Source organism: Sulfurimonas sp., from assembly GCF_041563035.1.
GTDB lineage: Bacteria > Campylobacterota > Campylobacteria > Campylobacterales > Sulfurimonadaceae > Sulfurimonas.
Genome location: NZ_JBFFNS010000002.1, coordinates 136,647 through 162,351 on the forward strand (window position 1 = coordinate 136,647; position 25,705 = coordinate 162,351).

The 25,705-nt window shown below is 33.8% G+C and carries 21 protein-coding genes; 4 read left to right on the forward strand and 17 right to left on the reverse strand.

All coding sequences use genetic code 11. The features are described 5' to 3' along the window. The first annotated feature begins 88 nt into the window (after positions 1-88). Positions 89-1,222, forward strand: coding sequence for a transcription termination factor NusA (gene nusA / locus ABZC13_RS03035; RefSeq protein WP_372999871.1), 1,134 nt, complete (start codon positions 89-91; stop codon positions 1,220-1,222). Between the two features lie 211 nt (positions 1,223-1,433). Here nusA and ABZC13_RS03040 read toward each other — a convergent pair whose 3' ends face one another. The 6 genes from ABZC13_RS03040 to gap all read right to left on the reverse strand — a co-directional run bounded on the left by ABZC13_RS03040 (position 1,434) and on the right by gap (position 7,043). Then, positions 1,434-2,393 (reverse strand): ABC transporter permease, encoded by a 960-nt coding sequence (locus ABZC13_RS03040; protein WP_372999874.1) that lies wholly within the window; start codon positions 2,391-2,393, stop codon positions 1,434-1,436. 65 nt (positions 2,394-2,458) lie between these two features. Beyond that, the gene (locus tag ABZC13_RS03045; protein WP_372999876.1) at positions 2,459-3,124 is read right to left on the reverse strand and encodes a TorF family putative porin; all 666 of its coding nucleotides are present in this window, start codon (positions 3,122-3,124) and stop codon (positions 2,459-2,461) included. Positions 3,125-3,282: 158 nt separating this feature from the next. Continuing rightward, complete coding sequence (gene fabI / locus ABZC13_RS03050) at positions 3,283-4,101, reverse strand: enoyl-ACP reductase FabI (RefSeq protein ID WP_372999879.1); 819 nt, start codon at positions 4,099-4,101, stop codon at positions 3,283-3,285. An 11-nt stretch (positions 4,102-4,112) separates the two neighbouring features. Further along, positions 4,113-4,826, reverse strand: coding sequence for a triose-phosphate isomerase (locus ABZC13_RS03055; RefSeq protein WP_372999882.1), 714 nt, complete (start codon positions 4,824-4,826; stop codon positions 4,113-4,115). Between the two features lie 3 nt (positions 4,827-4,829). Next, the gene (gene pgk / locus ABZC13_RS03060) at positions 4,830-6,032 is read right to left on the reverse strand and encodes a phosphoglycerate kinase (protein WP_372999885.1); all 1,203 of its coding nucleotides are present in this window, start codon (positions 6,030-6,032) and stop codon (positions 4,830-4,832) included. A 9-nt stretch (positions 6,033-6,041) separates the two neighbouring features. Then, a complete protein-coding gene (gene gap, locus ABZC13_RS03065; RefSeq protein ID WP_372999888.1) occupies positions 6,042-7,043 on the reverse strand; it encodes a type I glyceraldehyde-3-phosphate dehydrogenase in 1,002 nt (333 codons plus the stop codon). A 76-nt stretch (positions 7,044-7,119) separates the two neighbouring features. Here gap and nadD point away from each other — a divergent pair, with 76 nt between their 5' ends. Continuing rightward, entirely contained in the window at positions 7,120-7,671 is a 552-nt protein-coding gene (nadD, locus tag ABZC13_RS03070) for a nicotinate (nicotinamide) nucleotide adenylyltransferase (protein ID WP_372999892.1), read from the forward strand. Further along, the gene (gene rsfS, locus ABZC13_RS03075; RefSeq protein WP_372999895.1) at positions 7,652-7,987 is read left to right on the forward strand and encodes a ribosome silencing factor; all 336 of its coding nucleotides are present in this window, start codon (positions 7,652-7,654) and stop codon (positions 7,985-7,987) included. Before nadD ends, rsfS begins: the two co-directional genes overlap by 20 nt. A gap of 43 nt (positions 7,988-8,030) precedes the next feature. Here the strand turns inward: rsfS and ABZC13_RS03080 are convergent, their stop codons facing one another. The 7 genes from ABZC13_RS03080 to ABZC13_RS03110 all read right to left on the reverse strand — a co-directional run bounded on the left by ABZC13_RS03080 (position 8,031) and on the right by ABZC13_RS03110 (position 16,764). Beyond that, positions 8,031-9,485 (reverse strand): OprD family outer membrane porin, encoded by a 1,455-nt coding sequence (locus ABZC13_RS03080; protein WP_372999898.1) that lies wholly within the window; start codon positions 9,483-9,485, stop codon positions 8,031-8,033. A gap of 68 nt (positions 9,486-9,553) precedes the next feature. Beyond that, entirely contained in the window at positions 9,554-11,008 is a 1,455-nt protein-coding gene (gene mltF, locus ABZC13_RS03085) for a membrane-bound lytic murein transglycosylase MltF (RefSeq protein ID WP_372999901.1), read from the reverse strand. Between the two features lie 23 nt (positions 11,009-11,031). Continuing rightward, positions 11,032-12,306 carry an ArsS family sensor histidine kinase gene (locus ABZC13_RS03090; RefSeq protein ID WP_372999904.1) on the reverse strand — a complete coding sequence of 425 codons (1,275 nt, stop codon included), beginning with the start codon at positions 12,304-12,306 and terminating at the stop codon, positions 11,032-11,034. 2 nt (positions 12,307-12,308) lie between these two features. Beyond that, on the reverse strand, positions 12,309-12,971 hold the full coding sequence (locus ABZC13_RS03095; RefSeq protein ID WP_372999907.1) for a response regulator transcription factor: 663 nt from the start codon (positions 12,969-12,971) through the stop codon (positions 12,309-12,311). A 34-nt stretch (positions 12,972-13,005) separates the two neighbouring features. After that, positions 13,006-15,144: a ferrous iron transport protein B gene (gene feoB / locus ABZC13_RS03100; protein WP_372999910.1), complete on the reverse strand. Its 2,139-nt coding sequence runs from the start codon at positions 15,142-15,144 to the stop codon at positions 13,006-13,008. Next, a complete protein-coding gene (locus ABZC13_RS03105) occupies positions 15,141-15,368 on the reverse strand; it encodes a ferrous iron transport protein A (RefSeq protein ID WP_372999913.1) in 228 nt (75 codons plus the stop codon). Before ABZC13_RS03105 ends, feoB begins: the two co-directional genes overlap by 4 nt. 55 nt (positions 15,369-15,423) lie before the next feature. After that, entirely contained in the window at positions 15,424-16,764 is a 1,341-nt protein-coding gene (locus ABZC13_RS03110) for an OprD family outer membrane porin (protein ID WP_372999916.1), read from the reverse strand. A 193-nt stretch (positions 16,765-16,957) separates the two neighbouring features. Between ABZC13_RS03110 and ABZC13_RS03115 the strand changes: the two genes are divergently transcribed. Next, complete coding sequence (locus ABZC13_RS03115; RefSeq protein ID WP_372999919.1) at positions 16,958-17,515, forward strand: phosphatidylcholine/phosphatidylserine synthase; 558 nt, start codon at positions 16,958-16,960, stop codon at positions 17,513-17,515. A gap of 7 nt (positions 17,516-17,522) precedes the next feature. Here the strand turns inward: ABZC13_RS03115 and ABZC13_RS03120 are convergent, their stop codons facing one another. From ABZC13_RS03120 to ABZC13_RS03135, 4 genes are all read right to left on the reverse strand, one after another. Further along, positions 17,523-18,401 carry a diguanylate cyclase gene (locus ABZC13_RS03120; RefSeq protein ID WP_372999922.1) on the reverse strand — a complete coding sequence of 293 codons (879 nt, stop codon included), beginning with the start codon at positions 18,399-18,401 and terminating at the stop codon, positions 17,523-17,525. A gap of 96 nt (positions 18,402-18,497) precedes the next feature. Next, complete coding sequence (locus ABZC13_RS03125; RefSeq protein WP_372999925.1) at positions 18,498-20,702, reverse strand: response regulator; 2,205 nt, start codon at positions 20,700-20,702, stop codon at positions 18,498-18,500. Further along, positions 20,703-21,872 carry an ABC transporter substrate-binding protein gene (locus ABZC13_RS03130; protein WP_372999928.1) on the reverse strand — a complete coding sequence of 390 codons (1,170 nt, stop codon included), beginning with the start codon at positions 21,870-21,872 and terminating at the stop codon, positions 20,703-20,705. It abuts the gene before it with no gap. After that, positions 21,869-25,645, reverse strand: a complete 3,777-nt coding sequence (locus tag ABZC13_RS03135; RefSeq protein WP_372999931.1) for a response regulator — start codon at positions 25,643-25,645, stop codon at positions 21,869-21,871. Before ABZC13_RS03135 ends, ABZC13_RS03130 begins: the two co-directional genes overlap by 4 nt. Between the last annotated feature and the right edge of the window lie 60 nt (positions 25,646-25,705).

A 25,705-nucleotide genomic window follows, 5' to 3' on the forward strand; every position in this document is an offset into this window, starting at 1 on the left:
TATTTTCGCTATAATTTCACCACTTCATAAGAAATCCCAAATTTATTACAATTGTTTTTTATGAGATTACCTTGACAAGGATATATTAATGGAAAAAATTTTAGATATTGTTGACGCAATTGCACACGAAAAAGGTCTTCAACCAGAGAAAGTTATAGAGGCTTTAAAAACTGCTTTTATTCAAACTGCAAAAAGAGTTATTGATAGAAATTTTGCTTTTGAAGCAAATATCGATCAAGCTACAAAGAGCATAGAAATTGTTCAAACTATTACCGTAGTAGCAGATGATGATGAAAGACTTCAAGATGAAGAAGTTGCTCCTGCATACATATCTATTACAGATGCTAGAGAATATGATGATCAAGTAGAGCTTGATGATCAACTACAGATTCCACACGATTTAGAAGAGTATGGAAGAACTGGTGCTTCTCAGCTTCACAGAGAAATTGAATATCATATTCAAAGACTTGTAGAAGATGAACTTTTTAACAAATATAAATCTAAAATTGGTACACTTGTAACAGGTCGTGTTACTAGTGTTGACTCTCATAATGCTACGTATATAGAAGTAGATGAAGTTCGTGCTGTATTACCGATGAAAAGCCGTATTAAAGGTGAAATATTTAGAAAAGGCGACCATTTAAAAGCTGTTGTCCGTCGTGTAAACATGGACAAAGAAAACGGTATCCAAATCGAACTCTCCCGTACAAGCCCTAAATTTTTAGAAGAACTTCTAGCTCTTGAAGTTCCTGAGATTGCTGACGGTGCTGTTATCATAGAAAGAAGTGCTCGTATTCCTGGTGAGAGAGCAAAAATTGCACTTCTTAGTACTCACCCGCAAGTAGATGCGGTCGGTGCAACAGTAGGTGTTAAGGGTGTTCGTATAAATGCAGTAAGCCAAGAGTTAATAGGTGAAAATATTGACTGTGTAGAGTATACATCTATTCCAGAACTTTTTATCTCTCGTGTTATGAGTCCTGCTATTATCTCTCATGTTGAAATTGTTAGAAATGAAGACGGAGATGCTGAAAAAGCTATCATTACTCTTCCGGCTGATCAAAAATCAAAAGCTATCGGTAAAAGTGGAATTAACATCCGTCTTGCATCTATGCTTACAGGTTTAAACATTGAACTAGTTGAAAATGACACCGTTACTACAGAAGACGGTGAAATTGAAGAAGCTAAAGATGGTGTTGATGCACTAGAGGCACTGTTTAATTAGTCCGCAAAGGAGCAAGCCCCTTTGCTTCGCTTAGGTCGCTATGGCCACTAAAGCTTTGCCTCTTTCGAGGCAGAGAATCCAACCTCCAATTAAATTTTCATTAAAACTAAAAATTAAAAGAGTAATGTAGTTGCAAGGTCTGAGTAAGGAAGTGTACTTTAGTAGATGACGAGCGAGGAAACACAGCAAATGCGTTACTATTTTAAGTTTTCTACCCTCTTTTCATATATGGATTTAGCTTTAATAGTATCAAATCCGCAATCATATTTCCAAGTAAAGTTAAAAAAGCCGTTATCATCAAAGTACCCATTATTATGGGATAGTCCCTACTTAAAGCACTCATAAAAAAGAGTTGTCCCATTCCCTCAATCCCAAAAATAGATTCTAAAATAACACTTCCGCCAATTAGTCCGGGAAGAGATAATCCTAGAAGTGTGATAATTGGAGGCAATAGATTTGGAAGTATGTAGTAACGAAGAAGCTTCTTTTTATTAAGTCCACGAGAAAGTGCAAAATAGTAGTAATCACTCTTTAATATTTCAAGTGTTAAAGATCGAATATAGATTATCATACTTCCCAACCCTACAAATATCATAACTCCAACGGGTAAGACTAGATGCCAAGCCATATCACTATAGTACGCAAAACCTGTCTTTTCTTCTATAGAATGAAGTCCTGCTATTGGAAAAAGATCTAAATTTAGAGATAAAAAGATTATAAACAAAAGTGCAAGATAAAAAGACGGCATAGAAAAAGATACAAGAGATATTTGACGAATTATGTAATCTGTTTTTTTTTCATACTCTAAAGCTGCTTTTACCCCCAAATAAAGTGAGAGCACAAAAACTGCGATTAGAGCTGTTATATTCATGATAAGTGTAATAGGGATACGTTTAAATATCTCAGTGGTAACATCCTGTCCGCTCACAAAAGAGATACCAAAATTGAGTGTAGCTATATTTTTAACCCAGTCTACATATTGACCTAAAAGTGATTTATCCAGTCCGTAAACAGCTTTTAATTGTTCTATAGCTTCTTTAGTCATGTTCGGATTTAACTCACCCGCTGCAAAAAAACTATTTGGTGCAGCATGAATTGCCAAAAAAGATATTACTGAGATAAGCAATAGCATAAACAGAAGATAAAAAAGTTTTTTTGATAGTAGTAACATGTGAGAGATTATATCAAAATTTAACTCTCTAAAAACAGGAAAAGAGAGTTAAATATGAATTTATATTAGAAGCTTGCAGATATAGTTGCTATAACATTTTCTTCGGTATCCGTTCCGGCAGCTTCAAAGTCCATACCGCTGTAAGCTACACTGAAATCGAATTTTCCAATAGTTTTAGTGATGCCTGCAATATAATATACTCCGGTATTCTCATAATTACCTACAGTTGCGTCTATACTAATATCCATCGGTAAAGGTATACTAACAGCACCCTCATAAGCATTTTCAGGATCAATAGTATCAGTATTAACGCCTAGGCTGTATTTTGCACTAACTTCTACAACTTTAAAGTCATAACTCAAACCAACATATGCCTCACCAAAGTTTAAAGCTTTAGAATCATTCGGGTAAGCGTACTGAATGTAACCTATGTCGTAACCTATTCCAGCTATTTCGTTTTTATAACCACCATACGCATCAAGTTCCATAGAAGCATCCGGATTAGATGAAAAATTAATATTCGAACCCCATGCACCTACGTATAATCCCTTATACTCCACATCAAGTCCACCTTGAATTGCCGGTGAGTCATTACTTTGAGTCATACCTCTCCATACATAATTACTAGTCATTGCTACATTAGCACTGATCTCTAAATCTGATTTTGCTTCTTCTGCAAATGCTACAGATGCAACTAGAGCTGCCGCTAGACTAAGTTTAATAAATTTCATTTCATTTCCTTCTTTTCTTGTTTTGATGGAATAATTATTACATATATTATACATATAAAGTACAGATAATTGATTATTTTTTAATCACAATTTGTTTAGCAGGAGAGAGTTGCAGTAGAATTTGGTTAGTCCTACTGCTTATTAGGTAGATTAAATTGTTATTTTATGTCCCAAGAAAGAACTGTTTTACCATCTTCACTTGTCTCGGCTGCTGCCATACCCATAACATTGTACCCACTGTCAACATAGTGAATTTCACCAGTAACACCAGATGCTAAGTCACTTAAAAGATACATTGCAGAGTTACCTACTTGCTCAGTTGTAACATTTTTCTTTAGTGGTGCATTAATTTCATTCCAGTTAAGAATTTGTTTGAAATCACCAATACCAGCAGCAGCTAAAGTTCTGATTGGTCCTGCTGAAATAGCATTTACTCTTTGACCTTTTTTACCAAGATCAACAGCCATATATCTAACAGTTGATTCTAACGCCGCTTTTGCAACACCCATTACATTATAGTTAACGATATATTTTGGTCCGCCAAGGTATGAAAGAGTTAAGATAGAAGCATCATCAGCTAAAACTGATTCTAAACGATTAGTTAAATCAATAAGTGAATATACCGAGATATCCATAGCAATTTGAAAAGCTGATTTTGTAGTTTTAATAAAAGGCTCGCTAAGTGCTTCTTTTGGTGCAAATGCAACTGAGTGAACTAAAAAGTCAATCTTACCAAAGTCTTTCTCAATCAACTCTGCGATTCCTGCCATATGTTCTTCGTTTGATACATCAAGTTCATATACTTTATCACTTCCAAACTCTTTAGCAATTGGTTCAACTCTCTTTTTAAGTGCATCATTTAAATATGTAAATGCCATCTCTGCACCTTGGTCAGCACAAGATTTTGCGATTCCATAAGCTATTGATTTATTATTTGCAAGACCTACGATTAGACCTTTTTTACCCTTCATTATCATACATTATTTCCTTAATTTTTATTTTCTATATTTTGTGCATATTCACACATTGAACAAAAGTGTTCTACATACAGTGCAGCACTTCCAACTAATATCCCATCTACGCTCTGTAATGCTAAAACATCACTAGCGTTTGTAACTTTAACACTACCGCCATACAAAAGTGGTGCCGGTGATTTTTTCTTTAGCTCTTTATGAATAGATTCTATCTCTTCAAGTGTTGGTGTTAAACCTGTTCCAATAGCCCAAACCGGTTCATAAGCAATAATCAGATTTTCATAATCTGTGTCTATTCCTTCATACTGAGCTGAAATATATTTCATCATCGTCTCATTACCGGCTTCTCTTACCTCTAAAGGCTCACCGATACAGTAAACTATTCTAAAACCAAGCTCTTTATAGAAGTTGAACTTTTTTACAAGTTCTTCTTGAGATTCACCTAGTACATGGCGACGCTCACTATGACCTATTAAAATAGTTTTAATGCCAAATTCATCTAAATGATCTTGTCCTATTTCACCAGTGAAAGCACCATTGGCAGCTGCATAAGCGTTTTGGGCACCAATAGTAACTTTTCCATTATGAGCATTAAGTGAAGATGCCGCAGGGAAAACTAAAACTTCTTGAGAAATTTTGTTTTTATTCAAAAAACTTTCTAATTCATCTACATACTCCGTAGTCTGTTTACGAGTTAAATTTGTTTTTAAATTTGCAGCTATTATCATATTTTATGCCTCTTCTTCAATAACTAACGGTGCAACACCAGGAAGTATTTTACCTTCTAGAAGCTCTAAAGAAGCTCCACCGCCAGTAGAGATAAAACTCATCTCATCATCAACCCCTACACGTTGAACAAGGTCAGCAGTATCTCCACCACCAACTACCGTCGTTGCATAGCTATCTGCAACAAAGTGAGCTATTTTACTAGAACCTCTTGCAAATTTTTCCATCTCATAAACACCCATAGGTCCGTTCCAAAGAACTGTTTGAACATCATTTAAACCTTCACGATAGAGTCTTACAGTCGCAGGTCCAATATCAAGTCCCATCCAGTTGTCAGGAATCTCTTGTGCTGTAACTATCTTACTTACTGAATCTTCAGAAAATTTCTCAGCTGCTATTACGTCTACAGGCAGGTAGAACTTAACACCAAGTTTTTTTGCTTCATCCATGATGTGTTGTGCATCATCTAAAAGGTCATCTTCTACCAAAGATGCCCCAATGTTATAACCCATCTGCTTTAGAAACGTAAATGCCATACCGCCACCGATGAAAATTTTATCTACTTTAGGAAGTAAGTTTATAAGTGCTTCAAGTTTACCTGAGACTTTTGAACCACCTACAATAGCTGCAAACGGGCGTACAGGTGCATTTATAAGTTTACCAAAGAACTTTATCTCTCTTTCTAGTAAAAAACCGGCTGCTTTGTGTTTGTTGTCAAATAAATGAGTAATTCCTTCAACAGAAGCGTGTGCGCGGTGACTTACACCAAAAGCATCATTGATATAGACATCTGCCATTGAAGCAAGTTTTTTAGAAAGCTCTACATCATTTTGTGTCTCACCAGCTTCAAAACGAAGATTTTCTAAAAGTAAAACTTCTCCGTCTTTAAGTGTTCTAGCCTTAGACATAGCATCTTCGCCAACAACATCTTTAGCCATAACAACTTCTCTTTTTAGCAGATGCTGAATTCTTCTAGCGACAGGAACTAAAGAGTATTTTTCATTTACTTCACCCTTTGGGCGACCAAAGTGAGATGCTAAAATAACTGCACAATTCTGATCTAAACAATAGTTTACAGTTGCAATTGCTGAACGAATTCTTCTATCATCAGAGATATTTCCAAACTCATCCATCGGTACATTAAAGTCACATCTGATAAAAACTTTTTTACCCGCTAAATCTAGGTTTTTTATGTTTAATAGTTCCAAATTTTTGTCCTATTTACTAATGTGAAGAGCCATATCAATAAGTCTCATTGAATAACCCCACTCGTTGTCATACCAAGCCATAATCTTAACCATATCACCGCCAATAACTTGAGTTAAGTCTTCAGCAACGATTGAGCTGTATTCACATCCAACGAAGTCTTGGGAAACTCTCATCTCTTTATCCATCAGTAAAAGACCTTTAAGTCTATTATCGGCTGCTTCATTAAACACTGCCGTAACTTCCTCTTTTGTAGTGCCTTTTCTAACTACAACATTCAAGTCGACCATAGAAACATCCGGTGTAGGTACACGAACACTCTGACCATGAAGCTTACCTAAAAGTTGAGGCATAACAAGACTGATAGCCTTAGCAGCACCAGTAGTTGTGGGAATCATATTTATAGCCCCTGCTCTTGCACGTCGCTTGTCTTTTGAGTGCTTTACATCTAAAATATTTTGATCATTAGTATATGAGTGAATAGTTGTCATTAGACCTTTTTCAATTCCAAAAGCATCATCTAAAACACGAGCAATAGGACCTAAACAGTTTGTAGTACATGAAGCATTAGAAACAATTTTTTGACCATCGTATTTTTCTTCATTTACACCCATTACGAATGTATCTGTTTGAGTATCTTTTGAAGGTGCAGAGAAAAGAACTTTTTCAACACCATTGTCAATATGAATCTGAGCTGACTCTTGAGTCAAGAAAACACCTGTACACTCTAAAACCATGTCAGCACCACAATCTGCAAAACTTAAATTTTTAGGATCACGATCACTGAAAATTCTAATAGTTTGCCCATCAATACTAATGTTATTTTCATCAACTTGAACTATATCACTTGCAAATGTTCCGTGAACAGAATCATTCTTTAGTAAATAAAGCATCATGTCCATACTTGCCATATCATTTATAGCTACAATTTCAACATCATTTCTTGTAGCTGCTATACGAGCCACACAACGACCAATTCTACCAAATCCGTTAATTGCTATCTTAAGTGCCATTATATTTCCTAAAATTAAAAAAATTGTATTATTTTATCTAAAACTAGCTATAATTCGCTTTAAATTTGGGAACCCTATGGAAACTATTGCACTATTTGGCGGATCTTTTGATCCACCTCACATCGCTCATGAGGCAATTGTCAAGGCTTTACTAAATATAGAAGAGATTGACAAAGTCATCGTCATGCCAACATTTTTAAATCCTTTTAAATCACAATTTTTTGCCCCCTCTGAGTTAAGACTTAAGTGGTTAAAAGAGATTTTCTATGATTATAAAAATGTTGAAATATCAGACTTTGAAGTATCACAGGCTAAAAAAGTACCTACAATAGAAAGTGTGAAGTATCTTTTGAAAAAATATAAAAAGATATATCTAACTATAGGGGCTGACAATCTTGAGACTCTTCATAAGTGGAAGAACTATCAAGAACTGCAGGAATTAGTAACTTTTGTAGTTGCAACTAGAGAGTCAGTAGAGATACCAGAAAACTTTGTGAAACTAAGTATAGATGTAGATATATCATCAACTACTTTGAGACATACTATAGATAAAACTAAACTGCCGCAAAAGTGTGCAGTTGAAATAGAAAAATATTACAAGGAACAAAATGCAAAACAGAATAGATAATATCACGAATTCTTTAGACAAAAACAAAGCTGAAGGTATCGAGGTTTTTGACTTAAGAAATAAAAACTACTTCGTAGAGTACGCGATAATAGCTTCATCACTGGGTATTAAACATACAGGTGCTTTGCTTAACCATCTTAAAGATGACCTAAAACCAGGTGAGACATTTAACAATATTGATGAGAGTGGAGATTGGATCGTAGTTGATTTAGGTGATATCCTTATACATATTATGACACCTGAATATAGAGTAAAATATGACATGGAAACTTTTTTAGCTGGTCTTGCTAGCGGTAAAGAGGGTGAGGCACTATAATTTGCTGAGCCTTAAAAGCTCAGACTATTCTAAACTATTTCTTTTAAAAGAAGTAGTTTAACTCAAAACGATACTCATTATACGAACTGTCACTTTTATAATTTATTCCATTTGATTTTAAAATATCACCCTCCACATTTACAAAACCAAGTCTTAATTTAGCTTCTAAATTTTTACCGATGTTTTGACGAGCATCTATATGAATAATATTGCTATCAGCCTGCACTCCATCTTTTTTATCATCAAAATCTTGTATAGCATAACGAGCCATAATACTAAAACCAGGAATCAACTTAGCTTTTGAAAAATCATATCCTGCTCTTATCATATACGTTTTCGTGTTTGCACACCAGTTTAACTGAGCCATCGCACGAGTGAATCCACCAGTAGGAAATCCTCTCCATGGAGCTATGATATCTGCTTCATCAGCAATCTGAGAATAACCAATACGAGCTAAAAATGCTTGGTTTTTAATATCTAATCTTAGAGCTAAAAGATTTGAGTCAAGACTCTTTGCATTATCATAACCAATATGATTACCTGATAAGTTGGCAACATCATAAGAAGCTCCAAGATTATCAAACTGTTGCATATATCTAACTCCCGGTAAAACCTTCCAATCAGCGCCAACAGGGATAGTATAGTGAGCTTCAAAAGCTAGATTACTAACTACATCAGGAACAATTGCATAACTTACATCAACTTTTAAATTTTTGATAGATTTATTAGTAACAGAAACTATTGATAAAGAGTTATCATTTCCGATTCTAGCTACAGTTAAATTTTTATTTACACCAGAGTCATCATTCTCTTCCCAGCCATTATATGCGATAACATCGTGAGAAACAGTATGATCGCGAAGCTTCTGCGAAGCCAAATATGCCAGCTTAATCTTTGTTTTTGGAACATCATTAATAGTCGCAGTTATACCATCAAATGTATTTGGAATCATTTTTGTATCATTTGACTTTGTAAAGACAGACTCAAACATTTGGCGACCAGCATATAGTGATGTATTAGCTATATCATATTGAAGATAGGCCTGTGCCAGAACTGTCATTCCAAAGTTGCCAGTTTTATCTGTATCATAACGACTAAAAGTATCTTTACCGGCTTTTAAATAACTTATATCACTCGCTTGCATCCGATAAAAAGAAGGGTTTTGTGATGTATACAATCCGACTGTACCGCTTATACCTTTAAGTGGTGCAGATTTATATATAATACTACCACCAAGCCCCATAGCTCTATTGTCTTTTACAGCACCTGCTTTATCTTCATTTTGCCAGTCCAAGTAAAATGTGTTTAACCTAAGACGACCGTAAAATACTCCTTCTGAGAAAGCTTCCGAAATATTCTCTGCTGAAGATGGAAGTTTGTTATATTGTAGAACCATATTTGGTTTTAAAGTTACTTTGTCTGTTTTTAATGTAGCATATGCTGATGTAGAGAGTAACAAAGTACTGATAGCTGCTAAACTTGATATAGCTTTTTTCATACTAAACCTTTGAATAAATTATAGTTTGTATATGTTATCCTTATGTCTCTTAATGGTCAGTGAAAAAACTATTTTTTCTTTTGCTTTTCTTCCTTTTGTTTACCTTTTTCTTCTTTATCTACTTCATTTATATTTTGTAAGATATCTCTATAGTCATATATGGAGTCAACATACCTAACCGGCTCGCTTCCTCTAGCATAACCATGTTTAAGTGATTGGTAATATCTTTTTTGAGAAAGTAGAGGAAGAGCTTTTTTCAAATCACTCCATATGTTTTGATCAAGCCCCATTTTATCCGCGAGAGTTTGTGCATCTTGAATATGCCCCATTCCAATATTATAAGCTGCCAGTGCAAATTTAAGACGGTTTTCACCTTCTACACCTTGGGGTACATTTTTTAGCATCTGATTTAGATGCCTTGTTCCACCTTTTATACTCTGGTCTGGATTTAGACGGTTTTTAACACCCAGAAGTTTTGCTGTTCTGCGAGTTAACATCATAAGACCTCTAACTCCTGTAAAACTTTTTGCTTTTGGATTCCAGTGTGACTCCTGATATGACTGAGCGGCTAAAAGAGTCCAAGGAATACCATACTGCGTACCGTACTTTTCAAAATATTCTTTGTATTTTGGAAGTCTTGATTTTACACGTTTATAAAACATCTTGTTATTGTAATAATCAAAAAAGAGGACATAACTATAGTAGTGATCTTTTAGCTGTGCCAGTTTTCCGCTCTGGTTAAAGCTGTTAAACCATGAGTACATATCAGCTTCTAATTTTTTTGAATCTTTGGCTAAAACCCAGGCTAACTGTTCTCTCCCACTTATAACAAAAGCTAGTGCTATACTAGGGAAATATCTTTGATTAAGTGCATATATATTTGAGTCTGCAATGGTACAGTCTATTTTGTGAGATGCAACCTGTTCGAGTAATTCTTCAGTTGATAGTTCTGAATCAAACGTTGCATTTATATCATAACCATCTTCTTGAAGAGATTTGATTGTCTCACTGTAGCTTGTCCCCTCTCCTACCGTAATACTAAGTCCAGCAAGATTTTCTATATCTCGTGGAAACTTACCGCTTCCAAGCATCCCGCGATAACAGATAACCTGCTCTTGAACTTCAAAATATGACGGTCCAAAGTTAAAGGTTTCTTCTCGAGCTTTTGTCTTAGCAAGAGATGCAGATGTAATGTGAATATGTGGCAGTTTTGAAAACTTTATAGCTTCTTTGATTGTGTTTGCGGTAGTAATATTTAGAGTAACACCAAGATGCTCGGCATAAGCATGAAGCAGATCATACTCAAAGCCCTGAGCTCCGTCTGTACCTATATAATAAGTAGAAGGTGCATTTAGTAAAACAACATTAAGAATTTTTGTCTTTTTAATCTCATCTAAAACAGATGGCTTTTCTATTCTTTTTCCAGGCTTATAGGCAGAATGACTCAGCCAGCCAAAAGCAAAAAATGAGAATGCAAAAAAAACAACAAGTAAAACTTTAATATTTTTATCTATCGTATTCATTACACTAGTTTACTGACAAAAACTTATGCAAAAATAAAACGATTTACACCATTATCATACTCATGTGCTAAAACTTGCTCATGCACCTTAAGGATAGAATCAACAAGATAGAGACCTAAACCAAAACTGTTTTTTGAAGGATTCTCTTTTGTAAATGGCTCTATATAGTATTGCAGGGGATGTGCTATACATTCACCCTTACTCTCAAAACACAATTCATCATTCATAATCAAAATTTTCACATGAGAATCTGGAGAATATTTAATCCCATTATCAATCATATTTTTAATAGCAGTAGTATAGAGTCTATAGTTAGCCATTAATTTTACTGCCGCATCCACATCTATAGTCACACTATTGCGCTCAACCATGGCCATATCAATAGCTCCATCAATTATGTCAATGAGTCTATACTCTTTAAAATCACTTTTATCGTTTATGCTTGTAACTTCTTCAATAAGAGCGAACTCTTCTATAAGTGATTCCAAGCGGCCGAATATAGAACTAAATCTATCTCTTTGCTTAGCAGTAGGAAGCATCTGAGTAGCTATAGTCCCTTTTGCAATAGGTGTCTTTAGCTCATGCATTATATTTCTTAAAAACAGTGTTCTTGAATCCAGCAGTGAGTTAATCTTCTCTCTTGTAGATTCAAGCTCATTTGACACAAGCGCTATTTCATCACTACCTGAAGTTTTAAATGATATGCCCATATCTCCATTTCCAAAAAGAGCGATCTTCCTTCTTAAACGAATAAGAGGTCTAAGTCTCTGTAAAATAAGTACAAATGATATAGATATAATAAGTATAATTGTTAAATAAGAGTATGCGATAGAATAATATGTGTATGGTTTCAACTCTTCATCTTGAATTAAAACTGAGCCAATTGGTGATTCAATATAAAAATATATAACTTTTCTTAATTCCACCATTGATATTCTAAGATCACGGACAACTTTTTGAGTATAAAGACCCTGATTATTTAACATAATAGATTCATCGACTCTTTTAAAATTCTTTTGTTTTAAGAGTTTTGATTTTTCCAAAATTATTTTTTTTTCATGTTCATCTTTTTCTATGACAAACTTATATACAGCCAAGTTTGCTTCAAGCATGATTTGTGAAGTTTTTTTCTGAAGGTGTTCGCGGTATATTTGAGTAATAGTCTCGTGTTTTGAGAAGATATGGTCTATATATTGATGTTTATTTAATTTATAAAACTCCCAGAAAACTGCACTAACACTAACTAAAGTAACAGCTAGTGCAAATAGTACAGTTATTAAAACAGCGTGTTTTTTCATTATTACTTAAGTAACTTATAGCCAACACCGCGAACTGACTCTATGAGAGTTTTATCACCTAGTTTATTTCTAATTCTTCCAACCATAACATCGATACTTTTGTTGGATGAGTCTTCATTTATAGCATTTACATTATGAATCAGGTCTTCTCTTGATACAACAAGTCCCTGTTTTGCAATCATGTAAGCAAGTATGCCAAATTCTGCATTTGTCAAGTCGATATTTCTACTTTTATATGTAATAATCATAGATGAAGTATCGCATTTAAAATCACTTTTAGACTCTTCTTTTGCTTCTGATTTTGCAGCATATCGTCTTAGAACTGAGTGAATTCTAGCTTCTAGTTCTCTTGGATCGTATGGCTTTGGCAAGTAGTCATCAGCACCAAGTTCAAGCGCTCTTACTTTGTCAGTAACATCACTTCTTGCTGAAGAGATTATAATAGGGATATCTTGGCGTTCACGTATGGCTTCACATACTTCTAATCCATCCATTCCTGGAAGAGTCAAATCCAATATTACTAAATCAAACGGTTCCAATTTTAATATACTTACTGCTTTAAAAGGGTCATCTTCTGTAATAACCTCAAACTCAAACTGCTCAAGATACTCTGTTAATATCTCGGCTAATTCTAAGTCATCTTCAATCATTAATATTTTTTTCATAGTCGAATTTTAACAGAGATAAACTAATAGTCGGTTAAGTTAGAACCAAAGCAATATTATATGCAATAAAAGCAAGAGAATATGCGACAATTGATGTAAAGGCGAATAGGTAAAAGAAATATTTTATTCCGCCCGCTTCACGAGTAAAAACTATAGATGCTGCTAAACAAGGAAGATAAATCATGATAACCACTATAAATGCTATTGCAGATGCAAAAGGAATGTTCTTACTTATAGCATTTACTAGAGAACTATTTTCTTCATCTACATCATCACCCAAAGCGTAAAGAACACCAAGAGTTGATACAACAACCTCTTTTGCAGCAAGACCTGTTTGAAGAGCAACACTCATCTTCCAGTCAAAGCCTAATGGCTCAAAAATAGGCTCAGAAAATTTTCCGATTTTTCCCAAATAACTCTGTTCCAAATGAGCAACAGCCTGCTCATTTGCTAAAGTAGTTTTTGCTTCTTGGCTTATAGCCATTTCAATCTTAGCTGCATATTCTTCTTCTATCAGTAAATTATGCGGATAGTTACTTAAAAACCAGATCAGCATAGACGCAGCTGCGATAAAAGTACCTGCTTTTTTCAAGTACATCATTGTCTTAGTTAAAACTGTATGCCAGATAAGTTTAGCAGATGGCAATCTGTACTTTGGCATCTCCATAACGAATGGCTCATCAGCGCCTTTAAATGCTGTAAGTTTTAAAATCTTTGCAGCAATAAGACCGATCATTGCCCCACTTATATAGATAATAAAAAGGATATTTCCGGCCATCTCAGGAGAGAAAAAAGCACCTGCAAAAAGTACATAAACAGGAAGCCTAGCCCCACAACTCATAAAACCTATGATAAAAAGAGTCAGTAATCTATCACGATCATTTTTTAGTATTCTAGCACTCATATAAGCAGGAATAGAACACCCAAAACCAGTAACTAGAGGAATAAAAGATTGTCCGTGCATTCCAAACTTATGGAAAAAACCATCAAGTAAAAATGCAACTCTAGACATATATCCGGTACTCTCTAAAAGTGCAATACCTATAAAGAGTATAATAATATTTGGAACGAAAAGAATAACTGCACCAACACCGGCGATAATACCGTCTACTACAAGTGAGCGGACATCATCGTTTGGTATCGTTGCTCCGATAGTATCACCAAACCAGCCGAAGAACGCATCTATCCAATCCATTGGAATTGAGCCGATTTCAAAAGTCAGTTGAAACAAAGACCACATAAAAAATAAAAATATTGGAATACCAAAAAATGGATGAATCAAAATATTATCTATTTTCTCAGTTAGAGTTTTTTCTTCGTCAACAGTTTCTTGTTTTAAAACCTCAGCAACTATACCTCTGTTAAAAGATGCATATTCCTCAGCAAATGACTCTTTTATATCATCACTGTCATGATGCAGTTCTACGTGTTTTGCAGCCTCTATCAAAATTGGCTGAAGTTCTGTCCATACAGGGTCATCGTGAAGTTTTGCATAAGTTTTTTTATTGTTCTTTAGAAGATTAATCGCAATATTTCTATATGAATTTACTGCTTCATATCTGTGTTTATCCAGATACCAAACTATTTGAGCTATCTCTTCTTCAACCGGTTCACTAAAGATCAGTTTTGATTCTTGTGACTCTTTTTCTCTTACGGATATAACTGCATCTAAAAGTTCTTCTATTCCTACTTTTGTAACTGCCGATACTTTTACACAAGGGATTCCAAGAAGTTCTGACATATAAGAAGCATTAATCTCTATGCCCTCTTTATCAGCCTCATCACTCATATTTAGGGCAATTACTATACTCTTACTCATGCTCATAAGTTCAGATGTAAGTTGGAGATTTTTTTCCAAATTTGTAGAGTCTACTACATTGATTATCATATCATAGCTCTCAGCACACAAGTAATCATGTGTAACTCTCTCTTCAATAGTATAATCTGTAAAAGCGTAAGTTCCAGGAAGATCTACAACTGTAAAATGGTAATCTTTATAATCAAAAAGTACTTCTGTTTTATCAACTGTCACACCTGAAAAGTTTCCAACATGCAGATGCGCGTTTGACACAGAATTGATAAGCATACTCTTACCAACATTCGGTTGTCCAACAAGAGCTATTTTTATATGGTTAGCTATTATTGGACAAGCTTTTTCTTGCATCTGCTTCATATCTTTTCAACCTCTATAAGTTCTGCTTCTTGTGCTCTAAGTGCTATACGCATTTTACCAACTTTTACTTCTACAGTACTCTTTGCTGGAGAATGTTCAAGTACTTCTATAAGTGCTTCTTTCATAATTCCAAAAGAGATCAATCTCTGTTTTAAATCAGTTGGTGCATGTAACTTTATAACTTTTACTTTGCAAGCTTTGTTGCAGTCTTTTAATGTTTTCATATTTTAATTCTTATTAGATTTTTATAATGATAATAAATATCATGTTAATTACTGATTAAAACTTATACTCAAGTCTCATAAGTGCTCTATCAAAAGTATTTTTGTTACTTGTTGATTTATAGTTTGTAAATATTCCTTCTAAATACCATCGATCTGTTATGTCATAAGTAAGTATTGCATCTTTTTCTGTGATTCTACCATTATCACTGTAAAGCTCACCATAAACAAGCTCTAGGACCAAGCCATCTATAGAGATTCCATCAAATTCATACCCTGCCCCGATTCTAAATGATTCTGCATTGTTATTTGAACCACCAGTATATGCAGAACCTGCTTCTGATATTGATGAGATTGAAGCTTCATCAAGTGAAGTATAGTAAGGTCCACCACCAAAACCATTTGTCACATAGTTTCCGTTGTCTGAGAAAGCAATATTGTATGCACCTCCGATAAATGCACCATTATAGTGAAGGATAGACATAGCACCAAAAACATTCCCATCTACATTCGAGTTTTCTAACTCTTGTATATTGGTAGCTTGAAGACCATAATCTAAGTGAACATCTTCCCCATCAATAAAGTATATACCTATAACCTCAGCATAAGCAATTGCACTCTGCTTGTCTATATAGTTATACCAAAAAGAGGCTTCACTGTTTTTAGCATACTCATATGTTATAGAAGCTCCAACCATACCAAAACTCTCTGAAGATACTAAATCTTTAAACTCATTTTGAAACGCTTCTGCTGACTCATCTTGAGAATCATAACCGGCCCATCTATTAAAGTATAGTAGTTGAGTCTTTAGCTTGTCACTGTAATCAATATTTGCCCATGCCCCTTCAAAGGTATTTGGAGCCATTCTAATGTCATCGCTGTTTGCAAAAGGTGTCTCAACTCTTACACGTCCGATTTTTGTTTGAAAAAAATCATTGAAGTAGTTGATGCTAGCTTCTGCAATATATGCGAAAGAGTTTAAATCTTTAGCGAAGAAGTCTTCATTTAGATTTTTTTTCTCTGGATTAATAAAGTCTACACTTTGAGATACATAAGCCGCAATATGAGCTTGAAATCCATTAAGTTCTGCGGTGTTAAATCCAAACTCACCACCAATAGCAGTAGCATGTTTTTCTGTTTTATTAGGTAAAGCACTGATTTTGTGCGCACTATCTATATAAGAGAGTCTAAACTTACCAAAAGCATCAGCATAGTCAAACATAGTGTCAAAACTATCTGCTTCTTTTGGAAGTATTTTTACAACATCATATCTTCCAGCTACTTTAGAGTGAATCATACCGCTTTGCTCTATAGCCGTAGTCATTTTCTCTGTAACTACAGGAGTTTTTGCTTTAGCAGCAGTTTCATCAGCATGTGGCAAATAAATCATATCTATCATTTTCAGTCCGTCTTTATATTGTCTTATTCAAATGATAATAGATATCAACTTAGAAGCATCTTAATAATGATAAAAGTTATCATTATTAATAATTAACATATATCTAATATTCTACTACAAATAAAGATATAAAAAATTGATTAATAGCATGATAAGAGATATAATTACGCCAAAACTTCAATTAAGGTAATTTATGAAATTTTTATACCAAGCCACTTCTCACTTTAATCTGGCAAACCTTTTTACTTTTGTAAATATTACAGCCGGTCTTCTTGCTACTTATTTCATCACTCAAAACAACTTTGTTTTAGCGATTATTCTTGCATGGATAGGTGGTGCTTTTGATATATTTGACGGTAAGATTGCTAGAAAATATAATTTATCAAATGAGTTTGGTGTTCAGCTTGACAGTTTTGCAGACTTTTTAAGTTTTGTACTTGTACCGGTATTTTTAATCTTTCAAGCCGTTTACTCTACATCACTATCTGGCATCTTAATGCTAGTTGCGGCAGTTGTAAGCATCTACTACGTTATTTCAGGGCTAAGAAGGCTTATTCATTTTAATATTAATACAGATGCAGGAGAAGTTGATAAGTACTTTACCGGTGTACCGACTCCACTGGGAGCTATTTTACTATGGTTAGTCTATCTTACTCATGCCTATGAAATCTTACCGGCAATAGCCGTTATAGCCCTTATGACTATTATTGGGTGGAGTCTAAACTCTACAATAAAAGTTCGACATCCATAGCAGTTATTTACGCAACTACCACGCAGTTGCGTCCACTATTTTTTGCAGCATAAAGTGCAGAATCTGCAGCTCTGAGTAGAGACTCAAAACTACTGTGCTCTTTACTTAATTCACTTACTCCAAAACTCGCAGTCACTTCGATATCTGCAGGATTTAAATTTTCTATCTTTTTTCTTAAAGCTTCTGCTTTTTCTTGTGCATCTTCTTTGGAACACCCTTCGAGTACTATTATAAACTCTTCACCACCAAATCTTGCACTAAAATCTTCTGTTCTTTTATCTTGAACAAGAACAGATGCTACTTCTTTTAAAACTAAGTCTCCTGTTAAATGTCCATGTGTATCATTTACAGCTTTAAAATGATCTATATCTATCATCATAATACTAAGTTTATCGTTTTGTCTAAGAGCTCTTGAGAATTTTCTATTTCCCTCAGCCACCAAATGATTACGATTGTAAAGACCTGTCAGTTGATCATGTAAAGCGTTATAGACTAATTCATCTCTTTGTCTTTTTAGTGTTATCTGTGTATTAACCCTTGCTTTTACTATGGCTGGGTGTATTGGTTTTTTAATATAATCTACAGCCCCTAATAAAAGACCTTTTTCTTCATCTTCTTCTGTATCTTTACCGGTTACAAACATAACAGGAAGACTTTCACAACCAACACATCTCTTAATCTCTCTTAAAACTTCATAACCATCCATTTCAGGCATATTAACATCAAGCAAAATCAAATCAGGATGAGGCTTTTGTTTTATGAGTTCAAGCGCGCGAGTACCGTTTACTGCTACTTTTATATTGTAGTCATCTTTTAATACTCCTGCAAGTGCTTGTACATTTGAAGCTACATCATCTACAATTAATATAACAGCTTTTTCTTCCATCACTACCCTTTTTAATTTTTATTACGTCAAGCTTACAAGTCTAACTCTTAATAGTATCTTAATCATATATTTTAAAAACTAATAGTCAAACTCTATTTAAAGCCATTTAATAAGTATATTTTTCAATAATTCACGATCAATTGGTTTAGCAAGGTAATCACTCATTCCTGCTGATTTACACTTTTCTTGATCACCATGCATTGCATTTGCCGTCATCGCTACTATCGGTATTTTAGTATAGATATCTCCTGCTTCTTCAGCTCTTATGGCTTTTGTCGTATCATAGCCGTCAAGTTCCGGCATCTGACAATCCATAAAGATGAGATCATACTTTTTGTTAGATTTATTTAAAATATCTAAAGCTTCAATCCCATTATTTGCGATATCTGCCTCAAGTCCAAAATCTTCTAACATCCCGTTTGCCACTAATTGATTTGTAAGATTATCTTCAACAAGAAGTATATTCTTTTCAAAAGTTGGTTCATTCTCGTCTTTTTCAGCCGAGGCAACATCTATAGTTTCTTGAGTAGCAGACAGAGTAGCAAGAGCGGAAAAAAGATCTTTTGTCGTAGCAGGTTTTGGAAAGAATCTATCAATCCCGATATCAGCATAGTGAGGGGCGTCTCCTCTATCTATAAGAGAGGTCATAATTATTATTTTTATTTTGTCATATTTAGGATTATTGCGAATGATTTCTGCCAGCTCTTCACCCTTCATAGTTGGCATGACCATATCTATAAACGTTATGTCAAAATTACCCTCTTCCAATTTTAAAAGTGCTTCTTTAGAATTTGTAGCACTATCAATTTTCATACCCCAGTGTTCTAATTGTTTTTGTATAACACCAATACTCAACTTACTAGAGTCTATAATTAAAACTTTTTTATCTTTTACAAAAGTTTTAGGCACAGCTAACGATGTGTTTTGACTAAGATTAACAGCTATATCTATACTAAAGATGCTTCCTTTTCCAAAATCACTTTTCACGTCTATCTTACCATCCATAAGATCGATAAGCTTTTGTACTATCGCAAGTCCAAGACCAGTTCCACCATATTTTCTTGTTGTTGATGCATCAACTTGTGAAAAAGAGTCAAATAGTGTAGCTATTTTATCTTCAGGAATTCCAATTCCACTATCAGACATCTCAATAATCAACCTTGCATCTGTATAGTTAATTGGATTAAGAGTTGCTTTTATTGATATAAACCCTTGGGAAGTAAACTTTATAGAGTTACCGACTATATTAGATAGTATTTGACGTATTCGCCCTGGGTCTGCATTGATTATACTTCGATCTATATCAGTTACATCCAAGACGAGCTCCACACCCTTTTCTTGTGCTCTAAAAGCAATACTCTCAGCAAAGTCACCAAGTTCATCGCGAATATTAAAATCTATATATTCCAAGTCCATCTTTCCGGCTTCAACTTTAGAAAAATCTAAAATATCATTTATCAGACTTAAAAGTGCTTTTGCACTACTTTGGGCTAAAGTCGCCTGATGCCTTTGAGTATCATCAAGTTTAGAATTCATTAAAAGACCTAGCATCCCGATGACACCATTCATAGGTGTTCGAATATCATGAGACATGCTTGCTAAAAATTTTGATTTAGACTTTACACTATCTTCTGCTATCTCTTTAGCCTCTATCAACTCATTACTCAATGTCTTTATATTGTTTTTAATTTTTAATGAAAAAAGGTAAAAAAGCGCAGCCATTAAAAGTATAAAAAATGATGCGTAAACTATAAACTTCATATATTTATGATCAGATCGCAATTTTTCCTTATATGCAAGCTCTAGCTGGAACTTGATATACTCATTTAGTTCAATATTTGCATGGCTAATTATATCTTTAAGCTCCAAAATATTTTGAGCATATTTCTTCTCTGAAGCATGTTCATCAGCTCTTAATATGTTGATGATTTTTACATACTCTCTTTTTGAATATGCAAAAAGTTCTTTCTCATCATCATCCATCTCTTTAAGTCCAAATTGATTCCATTTTTTCCCTAATATCTCTTTAGCTAGTTTTAGTACTTCAAATGCGTCTTCTTTAGATATATTACCAAGCCTCTCTTCATTGATAGTATCAAGTATGTTAATGTTATATATATCTTTTATCTCTTCTAGAGTTACTAAAGGTGTAACATGATTTTTATATATATGGTCTACTGTATCTCTATCTTCCAAACGGATATAAAAAGAGACTGCTGTGATGATTAATATAGATAATGTAGTCATTAGAATAAGTAAGTTTAGTTTTGCATTCAGTGTTAATCTGTCTAGGAAACTCATCTATCTGTTTTCCTTTATATCTATTAGTTCACCATTTTTAAAAGTAGTAAGATATACACTACCCATAGCTTGATGATCATTTTCAGACAAGCTTATTTCAAGTCCATCTAATGAGTTGCTAGGTAGTTCTTCAAAACTTTTGATAAAGCTTTTCCTATTAAGAGACTCTCCACTTAACTTCAGAGCTTCTACTACAAGTTTTGCACTTAAAAATCCTTCTAAAGACACAAATCCGCAAACATTTTCAACATCACTCTTTAGAAATATTTTTTTATACTCTGCTACAGCTAAATTCGAATCACAACAAGGAAGTGGAACTATCTGTGATATTATTAATCCTTCAGCATCTTCTCCTAAGTTTTTAAGCAAAGACTCACTCCAAATAGCAGATATAGATGCAAGAACTGTATCTTTAAAACCATCCTTTTTAAGGCGCTTTATAAATTCTACACTAGGTTTGTTCACTCCTATCATAATCACAGCCTGCGGTTTTGCTTTTTTTATAAAGTTCAGAGCTGTTGTGATAGATAGAGTATTTCTTACATAAGTTCCTTTTGCACTAAGAGTCATCTTTCTCTTTTTTAGTGCAATCTCAACACCTTTGAGCCCAGCTTTTCCATAACTGTCATTTTGGTAAAAAATAGCAATATTTTCCATTTTAAGATCATCTACTACATACTTAACAAGTGCTTCTGTCTCTGCATAATAACTCTCTCTAAAATTTATAACTAGAGGATTAAAAGGCTCTCTTAAAAGTTCTGCTCCCGTATATGGAGTCAAATAAGGCACTTTGTATTTATTGACCACTTCTAAGACAGCTTTTGATGTAGGTGTACCCATCTCTCCAAAGAGAGCAAATACTTTATCTTCTTTTATAAGTCTAAGACTGTTATCCACGGCTATCGATGGCTCATACTTATCATCATAAGTAACTAATTCTATTTTTCTTCCATGAACCCCGCCTTGTGAGTTAACATGGTCAAAGTAAGATTGTGCAGCATCATGAAAAGGCTTACCTAAACTTGAAGCTCCCCCTGTCATGGCAGTAGATTGCCCAAGTATTATTTTGGTTTTTGTGACACCATTATCAGACTTAAAATATGTGTTGTATAGCAAAATTATCAATATAGCAAAGAGTAAAAAAACAGTACTTTTAAATATTAACTTCATAAGCTATACTCCTTGCAAATATCCTCTATGGTTATCAAAGCCTCGTGCATTAAAAAACTATCTATCTCTTTTTTTAACTTTTTTAACTTAAAGTCTATGGATTCATCTATAGCAGCGTTAAAAATATTCATGTCAGTAGTCTCTATGTATGAACCTTTTTCTAACTCCTCTTTAAGATTTTTCATAATATCTATTATTTCTAGTTTACTGACTTTATATTCAATTACTTCTGAATTATTATCTTTGATATATTTATCTAAGATAACAAGTAACTCAGTTACTATATCATTCATATCTTCAAACTTATCTCTTAGCTCTTGATTTTTTAATGTAGATGAACCATCCTCTAATTCTCTAGCTTTTTCTTCTAAACTTTTTGCATTAATATTTCCACTTGAACCTTTTATGGAATGAGCATGAAGTTTTATCTTATCCGCATCTTTAGCATCTATTGCTTCTTTTAGAGAAGTAATAGAGTTTTGTATGTCTTGCACAAATATTGTTAAAACTTTTTTTAGAAGCTCACTTGAGCCTCCCAAACGTTTTAAAGCACTATTTTCGTCCCATATTATTACTTCTGACTCAGTATTTTTTTCCACTTTTATCAGCCACTTTTGAAGTATACTGCTCAATAACTCAGGGTCTAAAGGTTTAGTGATATAATCATCCATTCCTGCGATTTCACACTTCTCTCTATCACCATGCATTGCATTTGCTGTCATTGCTATGATTGGTATATCAAGATATTCTTCCCCAGCTTTTGATTCCCTTATAGCCCTTGTTGTATCATAACCATCCAACTCTGGCATCTGGCAGTCCATCAAGATAATCTCATATTTTTTGCTAGCATTATTTAAAATTTCCAGAGCTTCTAGACCATTATTAGCCACATCTGCTTTAAGTCCAAGAATATTCAAAATACCTTTTGCCACTATTTGATTTGTCTGATTGTCTTCTACGAGTAAAAGGTTTGTATTTTTATCAAAAAAGGAAACCTCTTTTTCTACATTTTCACTTTTAGAACTATGTATAAGTTTGTTTCCAGATAATAGACTGAGTGCTTCAAACATATTTTTGGTAGTCATAGGTTTTGGAAAAAATGCATCAAAACAAGCGTGAGTAGGCTTTTGAATATCCTCTCTATGCTCAAAGAGTGTCATCATAATCAACTTCACATTTTTATTTTCAGGGTTATTACGTATCAACTCACCAAGTTTATCCATGCTCATATCTATAAATACAATGTCTAAACTTTCATTTTCAACTATTTCAAGTGCTTCCTTTTCATCTCTTGCTCTAAATACTTCCATGCCCCAGTGATGCAATTGATTCTCAAGTACATCAATATTTAATTTACAAAGATCTACAATCAAAACTTTTTTAGCTTCTGCGTATTGAGGAGGTTTAACAGAACTTGTATGTTCACTAAGTTTTACAGAAATATCGACAGTAAATGTACTGCCATGCCCATATTTACTTTTTACATGCACAGATCCATCCATCAGATCACACAGTTTTTTAACTATAGCAAGACCAAGACCCGTTCCACCATACTTTCTTGTAGTAGATGCATCTACTTGTGAAAAAGAGTCAAATAAGTTATCTAACTTATCTTCTGGTATCCCGATACCGCTATCAGACATTTCTAAAACGAGTCTGATATTTTCATCATTTTCTGTGTTTAAACTAGCTTTTATCAGGATGTAGCCATCAGAGGTGAACTTGATTGAATTTCCTACAATATTGGATAATATTTGATGTATACGCCCAGGATCAGAATTAATGATGTCTACTTCAATATTTGTAGTGTCTAAGATTAATTCAACCCCTTTTTCCTGCGCTCTTACAGCGATATACTCTGAAAAATCTCCAAGTTCCTCACGAAGATTAAAATCAATATACTCTAACTCCATCTTTCCGGCTTCAGCTTTAGAAAAATCCAAGATATCATTAATCAAAGATAAAAGTGATTTTGCGCTTTTTTGAGCTAAAGAAGCTTGATGCTTTTGAATATCATCAAGTTTTGTATTCATAAGTAAACCAAGCATACCGATAACACCGTTCATTGGAGTTCTGATTTCATGAGACATTGTTGCTAAAAACTCTGATTTTGCTTTTACGCTTTCCTCTGCAATCTCATTTGCTTCTATAAGTTCTAACTCTGCTGATTTTTTATCTGTTATATCAGTTCGTATTGCTATATAACTTTTTGGTTTATTATTTTCATTCATAAATGGAACTATAGTCGTATCAACCCAGTAAAAATGTCCATCTTTTGCAATATTGCAAACTTCATCATGCCAAATTTTACCGCTTGAAACTGTTTTATACATATTATTCCAAAACTCCATACCATGAAGTCCTGAGTTAAGTAGACGGTGATTTTTTCCTATTAATTCTTCTCTGGGATACCCGCTGATTTCTATAAACTTTTCATTTACAAATGTTATGGTGCCTTTTACATCTGTAATAGCAACAATAGAGTGCGCATCTAGTGCAAACTTCTGTTCATCAAGCTCTTGCAATGCTTTTTTAGCTTCTAATGTCTGCTTAGTTAGTTGCTCTTCATTTTTTTTAAGCGAATCTATCATTATATGAAATGCGGACTTCAACTGTCCGATTTCACTACTAGAATTTATATTTAGATTTACATTCCTCTCACCTCTAGAAAGCTTAATGCTGGCATCTGAGAGAGACTTAATAGGCTTTACTATACGTCGAGATATAAGAAATGAAACTATCACAACAACGAGTGTAGTGATAAGGAAAAGAATGAAAGCTTTATATGAAACTTTTTTTGCAATTGTATAGACACTATCTTCACTTATTTCACTAAAAAGTATCCATTTGACTCCTAAGACATCTATATCATTAGGAATCCCGATAACAGTGTTAGAGAATGGATTTTTATAACTAACAAGTTCTTCTTGATTTGTTTTATGTTTATAGTTTTCATGTGTCTCATACCATTTACTCAATACGGAACGTTCTACTTGAGACTTAAAGGTTTTAGTAAACGTGTCACTTATTAAAAGACCATCTTTACTAAGTAGATAATTTATTGTTTTATCTCTTCCATCATTAAATAATGAAGAAATACGTTCTGCTTTTATCTGAACCGCTAATACACCAATTTGTTTACCGCTATTATCAAGCATAGGCGCAGTTAAAAAACCGGTTACTACATTATTTGAGGGTTTGTAAAGTTCTAAATCAGAGAAATGAATCTTTCCATCTTTAAGTGTTGTTGTAAAAGAAGAAGCAAATTTTGTTGAAGAATAATCACCATTAAGTAGATTTGTACCTAAATCATCCTCTTGAGTTATCGTGTATAAGATATTTCCATTACTATCAATCAAAAACAGATCATAAATATAATCATACTCTTTTACTAGATTACGTAAATCAGCTTCGTGGTTACTTCTTGTCTCCGCGTATTGGGAACTATTTATAAACTCTTTCAAACTTTTAGAGCTGTTTTTATATTTAGCTGTAATAAGATTCAAAAACTCTATATTTGCTTTTGTTTGCGACCAGCTAGATACATCAATTTTTCTATAGTAGAACCAATTATCTATAAACTTCTTTTCTAATTCTGCTGAATATTTCAAATCTTCAAAAGCAGCTTCTTTGAAGCCTTTTACACTTATCGCATTACTCTCATATGAGATAATAAGTAGAGGAACCAATGATAAAAGTAAAAACCAAAAAAGGATTGAAAAGCCGAGTGATTTATACCAGACAACTCCGCTTTCTTTTGATGTACTTAACATTTATTTTTTAGCCCTTATATAAATAAATTCTATATTAACCCTACAGTAAAAAGCATAAAT

What these genes read in the sequence shown, in the direction of transcription:
- ABZC13_RS03125 (WP_372999925.1), bottom strand. Translation starts at nt 20,702, where the DNA reads ATGAGTTTCCTAGACAGATTAACACTGAATGCAAAACTAAACTTACTT.
- ABZC13_RS03120 (WP_372999922.1), bottom strand. Translation starts at nt 18,401, where the DNA reads ATGGAAGAAAAAGCTGTTATATTAATTGTAGATGATGTAGCTTCAAAT.
- fabI (WP_372999879.1), bottom strand. Translation starts at nt 4,101, where the DNA reads ATGATAATGAAGGGTAAAAAAGGTCTAATCGTAGGTCTTGCAAATAAT.
- nusA (WP_372999871.1), top strand. Translation starts at nt 89, where the DNA reads ATGGAAAAAATTTTAGATATTGTTGACGCAATTGCACACGAAAAAGGT.
- ABZC13_RS03135 (WP_372999931.1), bottom strand. Translation starts at nt 25,645, where the DNA reads ATGTTAAGTACATCAAAAGAAAGCGGAGTTGTCTGGTATAAATCACTC.
- ABZC13_RS03045 (WP_372999876.1), bottom strand. Translation starts at nt 3,124, where the DNA reads ATGAAATTTATTAAACTTAGTCTAGCGGCAGCTCTAGTTGCATCTGTA.
- nadD (WP_372999892.1), top strand. Translation starts at nt 7,120, where the DNA reads ATGGAAACTATTGCACTATTTGGCGGATCTTTTGATCCACCTCACATC.
- ABZC13_RS03080 (WP_372999898.1), bottom strand. Translation starts at nt 9,485, where the DNA reads ATGAAAAAAGCTATATCAAGTTTAGCAGCTATCAGTACTTTGTTACTC.
- ABZC13_RS03040 (WP_372999874.1), bottom strand. Translation starts at nt 2,393, where the DNA reads ATGTTACTACTATCAAAAAAACTTTTTTATCTTCTGTTTATGCTATTG.
- ABZC13_RS03115 (WP_372999919.1), top strand. Translation starts at nt 16,958, where the DNA reads ATGAAATTTTTATACCAAGCCACTTCTCACTTTAATCTGGCAAACCTT.
- mltF (WP_372999901.1), bottom strand. Translation starts at nt 11,008, where the DNA reads ATGAATACGATAGATAAAAATATTAAAGTTTTACTTGTTGTTTTTTTT.
- ABZC13_RS03110 (WP_372999916.1), bottom strand. Translation starts at nt 16,764, where the DNA reads ATGATAGATATGATTTATTTGCCACATGCTGATGAAACTGCTGCTAAA.
- ABZC13_RS03130 (WP_372999928.1), bottom strand. Translation starts at nt 21,872, where the DNA reads ATGAAGTTAATATTTAAAAGTACTGTTTTTTTACTCTTTGCTATATTG.
- ABZC13_RS03095 (WP_372999907.1), bottom strand. Translation starts at nt 12,971, where the DNA reads ATGAAAAAAATATTAATGATTGAAGATGACTTAGAATTAGCCGAGATA.
- ABZC13_RS03055 (WP_372999882.1), bottom strand. Translation starts at nt 4,826, where the DNA reads ATGATAATAGCTGCAAATTTAAAAACAAATTTAACTCGTAAACAGACT.
- feoB (WP_372999910.1), bottom strand. Translation starts at nt 15,144, where the DNA reads ATGAAGCAGATGCAAGAAAAAGCTTGTCCAATAATAGCTAACCATATA.
- ABZC13_RS03105 (WP_372999913.1), bottom strand. Translation starts at nt 15,368, where the DNA reads ATGAAAACATTAAAAGACTGCAACAAAGCTTGCAAAGTAAAAGTTATA.
- gap (WP_372999888.1), bottom strand. Translation starts at nt 7,043, where the DNA reads ATGGCACTTAAGATAGCAATTAACGGATTTGGTAGAATTGGTCGTTGT.
- rsfS (WP_372999895.1), top strand. Translation starts at nt 7,652, where the DNA reads ATGCAAAACAGAATAGATAATATCACGAATTCTTTAGACAAAAACAAA.
- ABZC13_RS03090 (WP_372999904.1), bottom strand. Translation starts at nt 12,306, where the DNA reads ATGAAAAAACACGCTGTTTTAATAACTGTACTATTTGCACTAGCTGTT.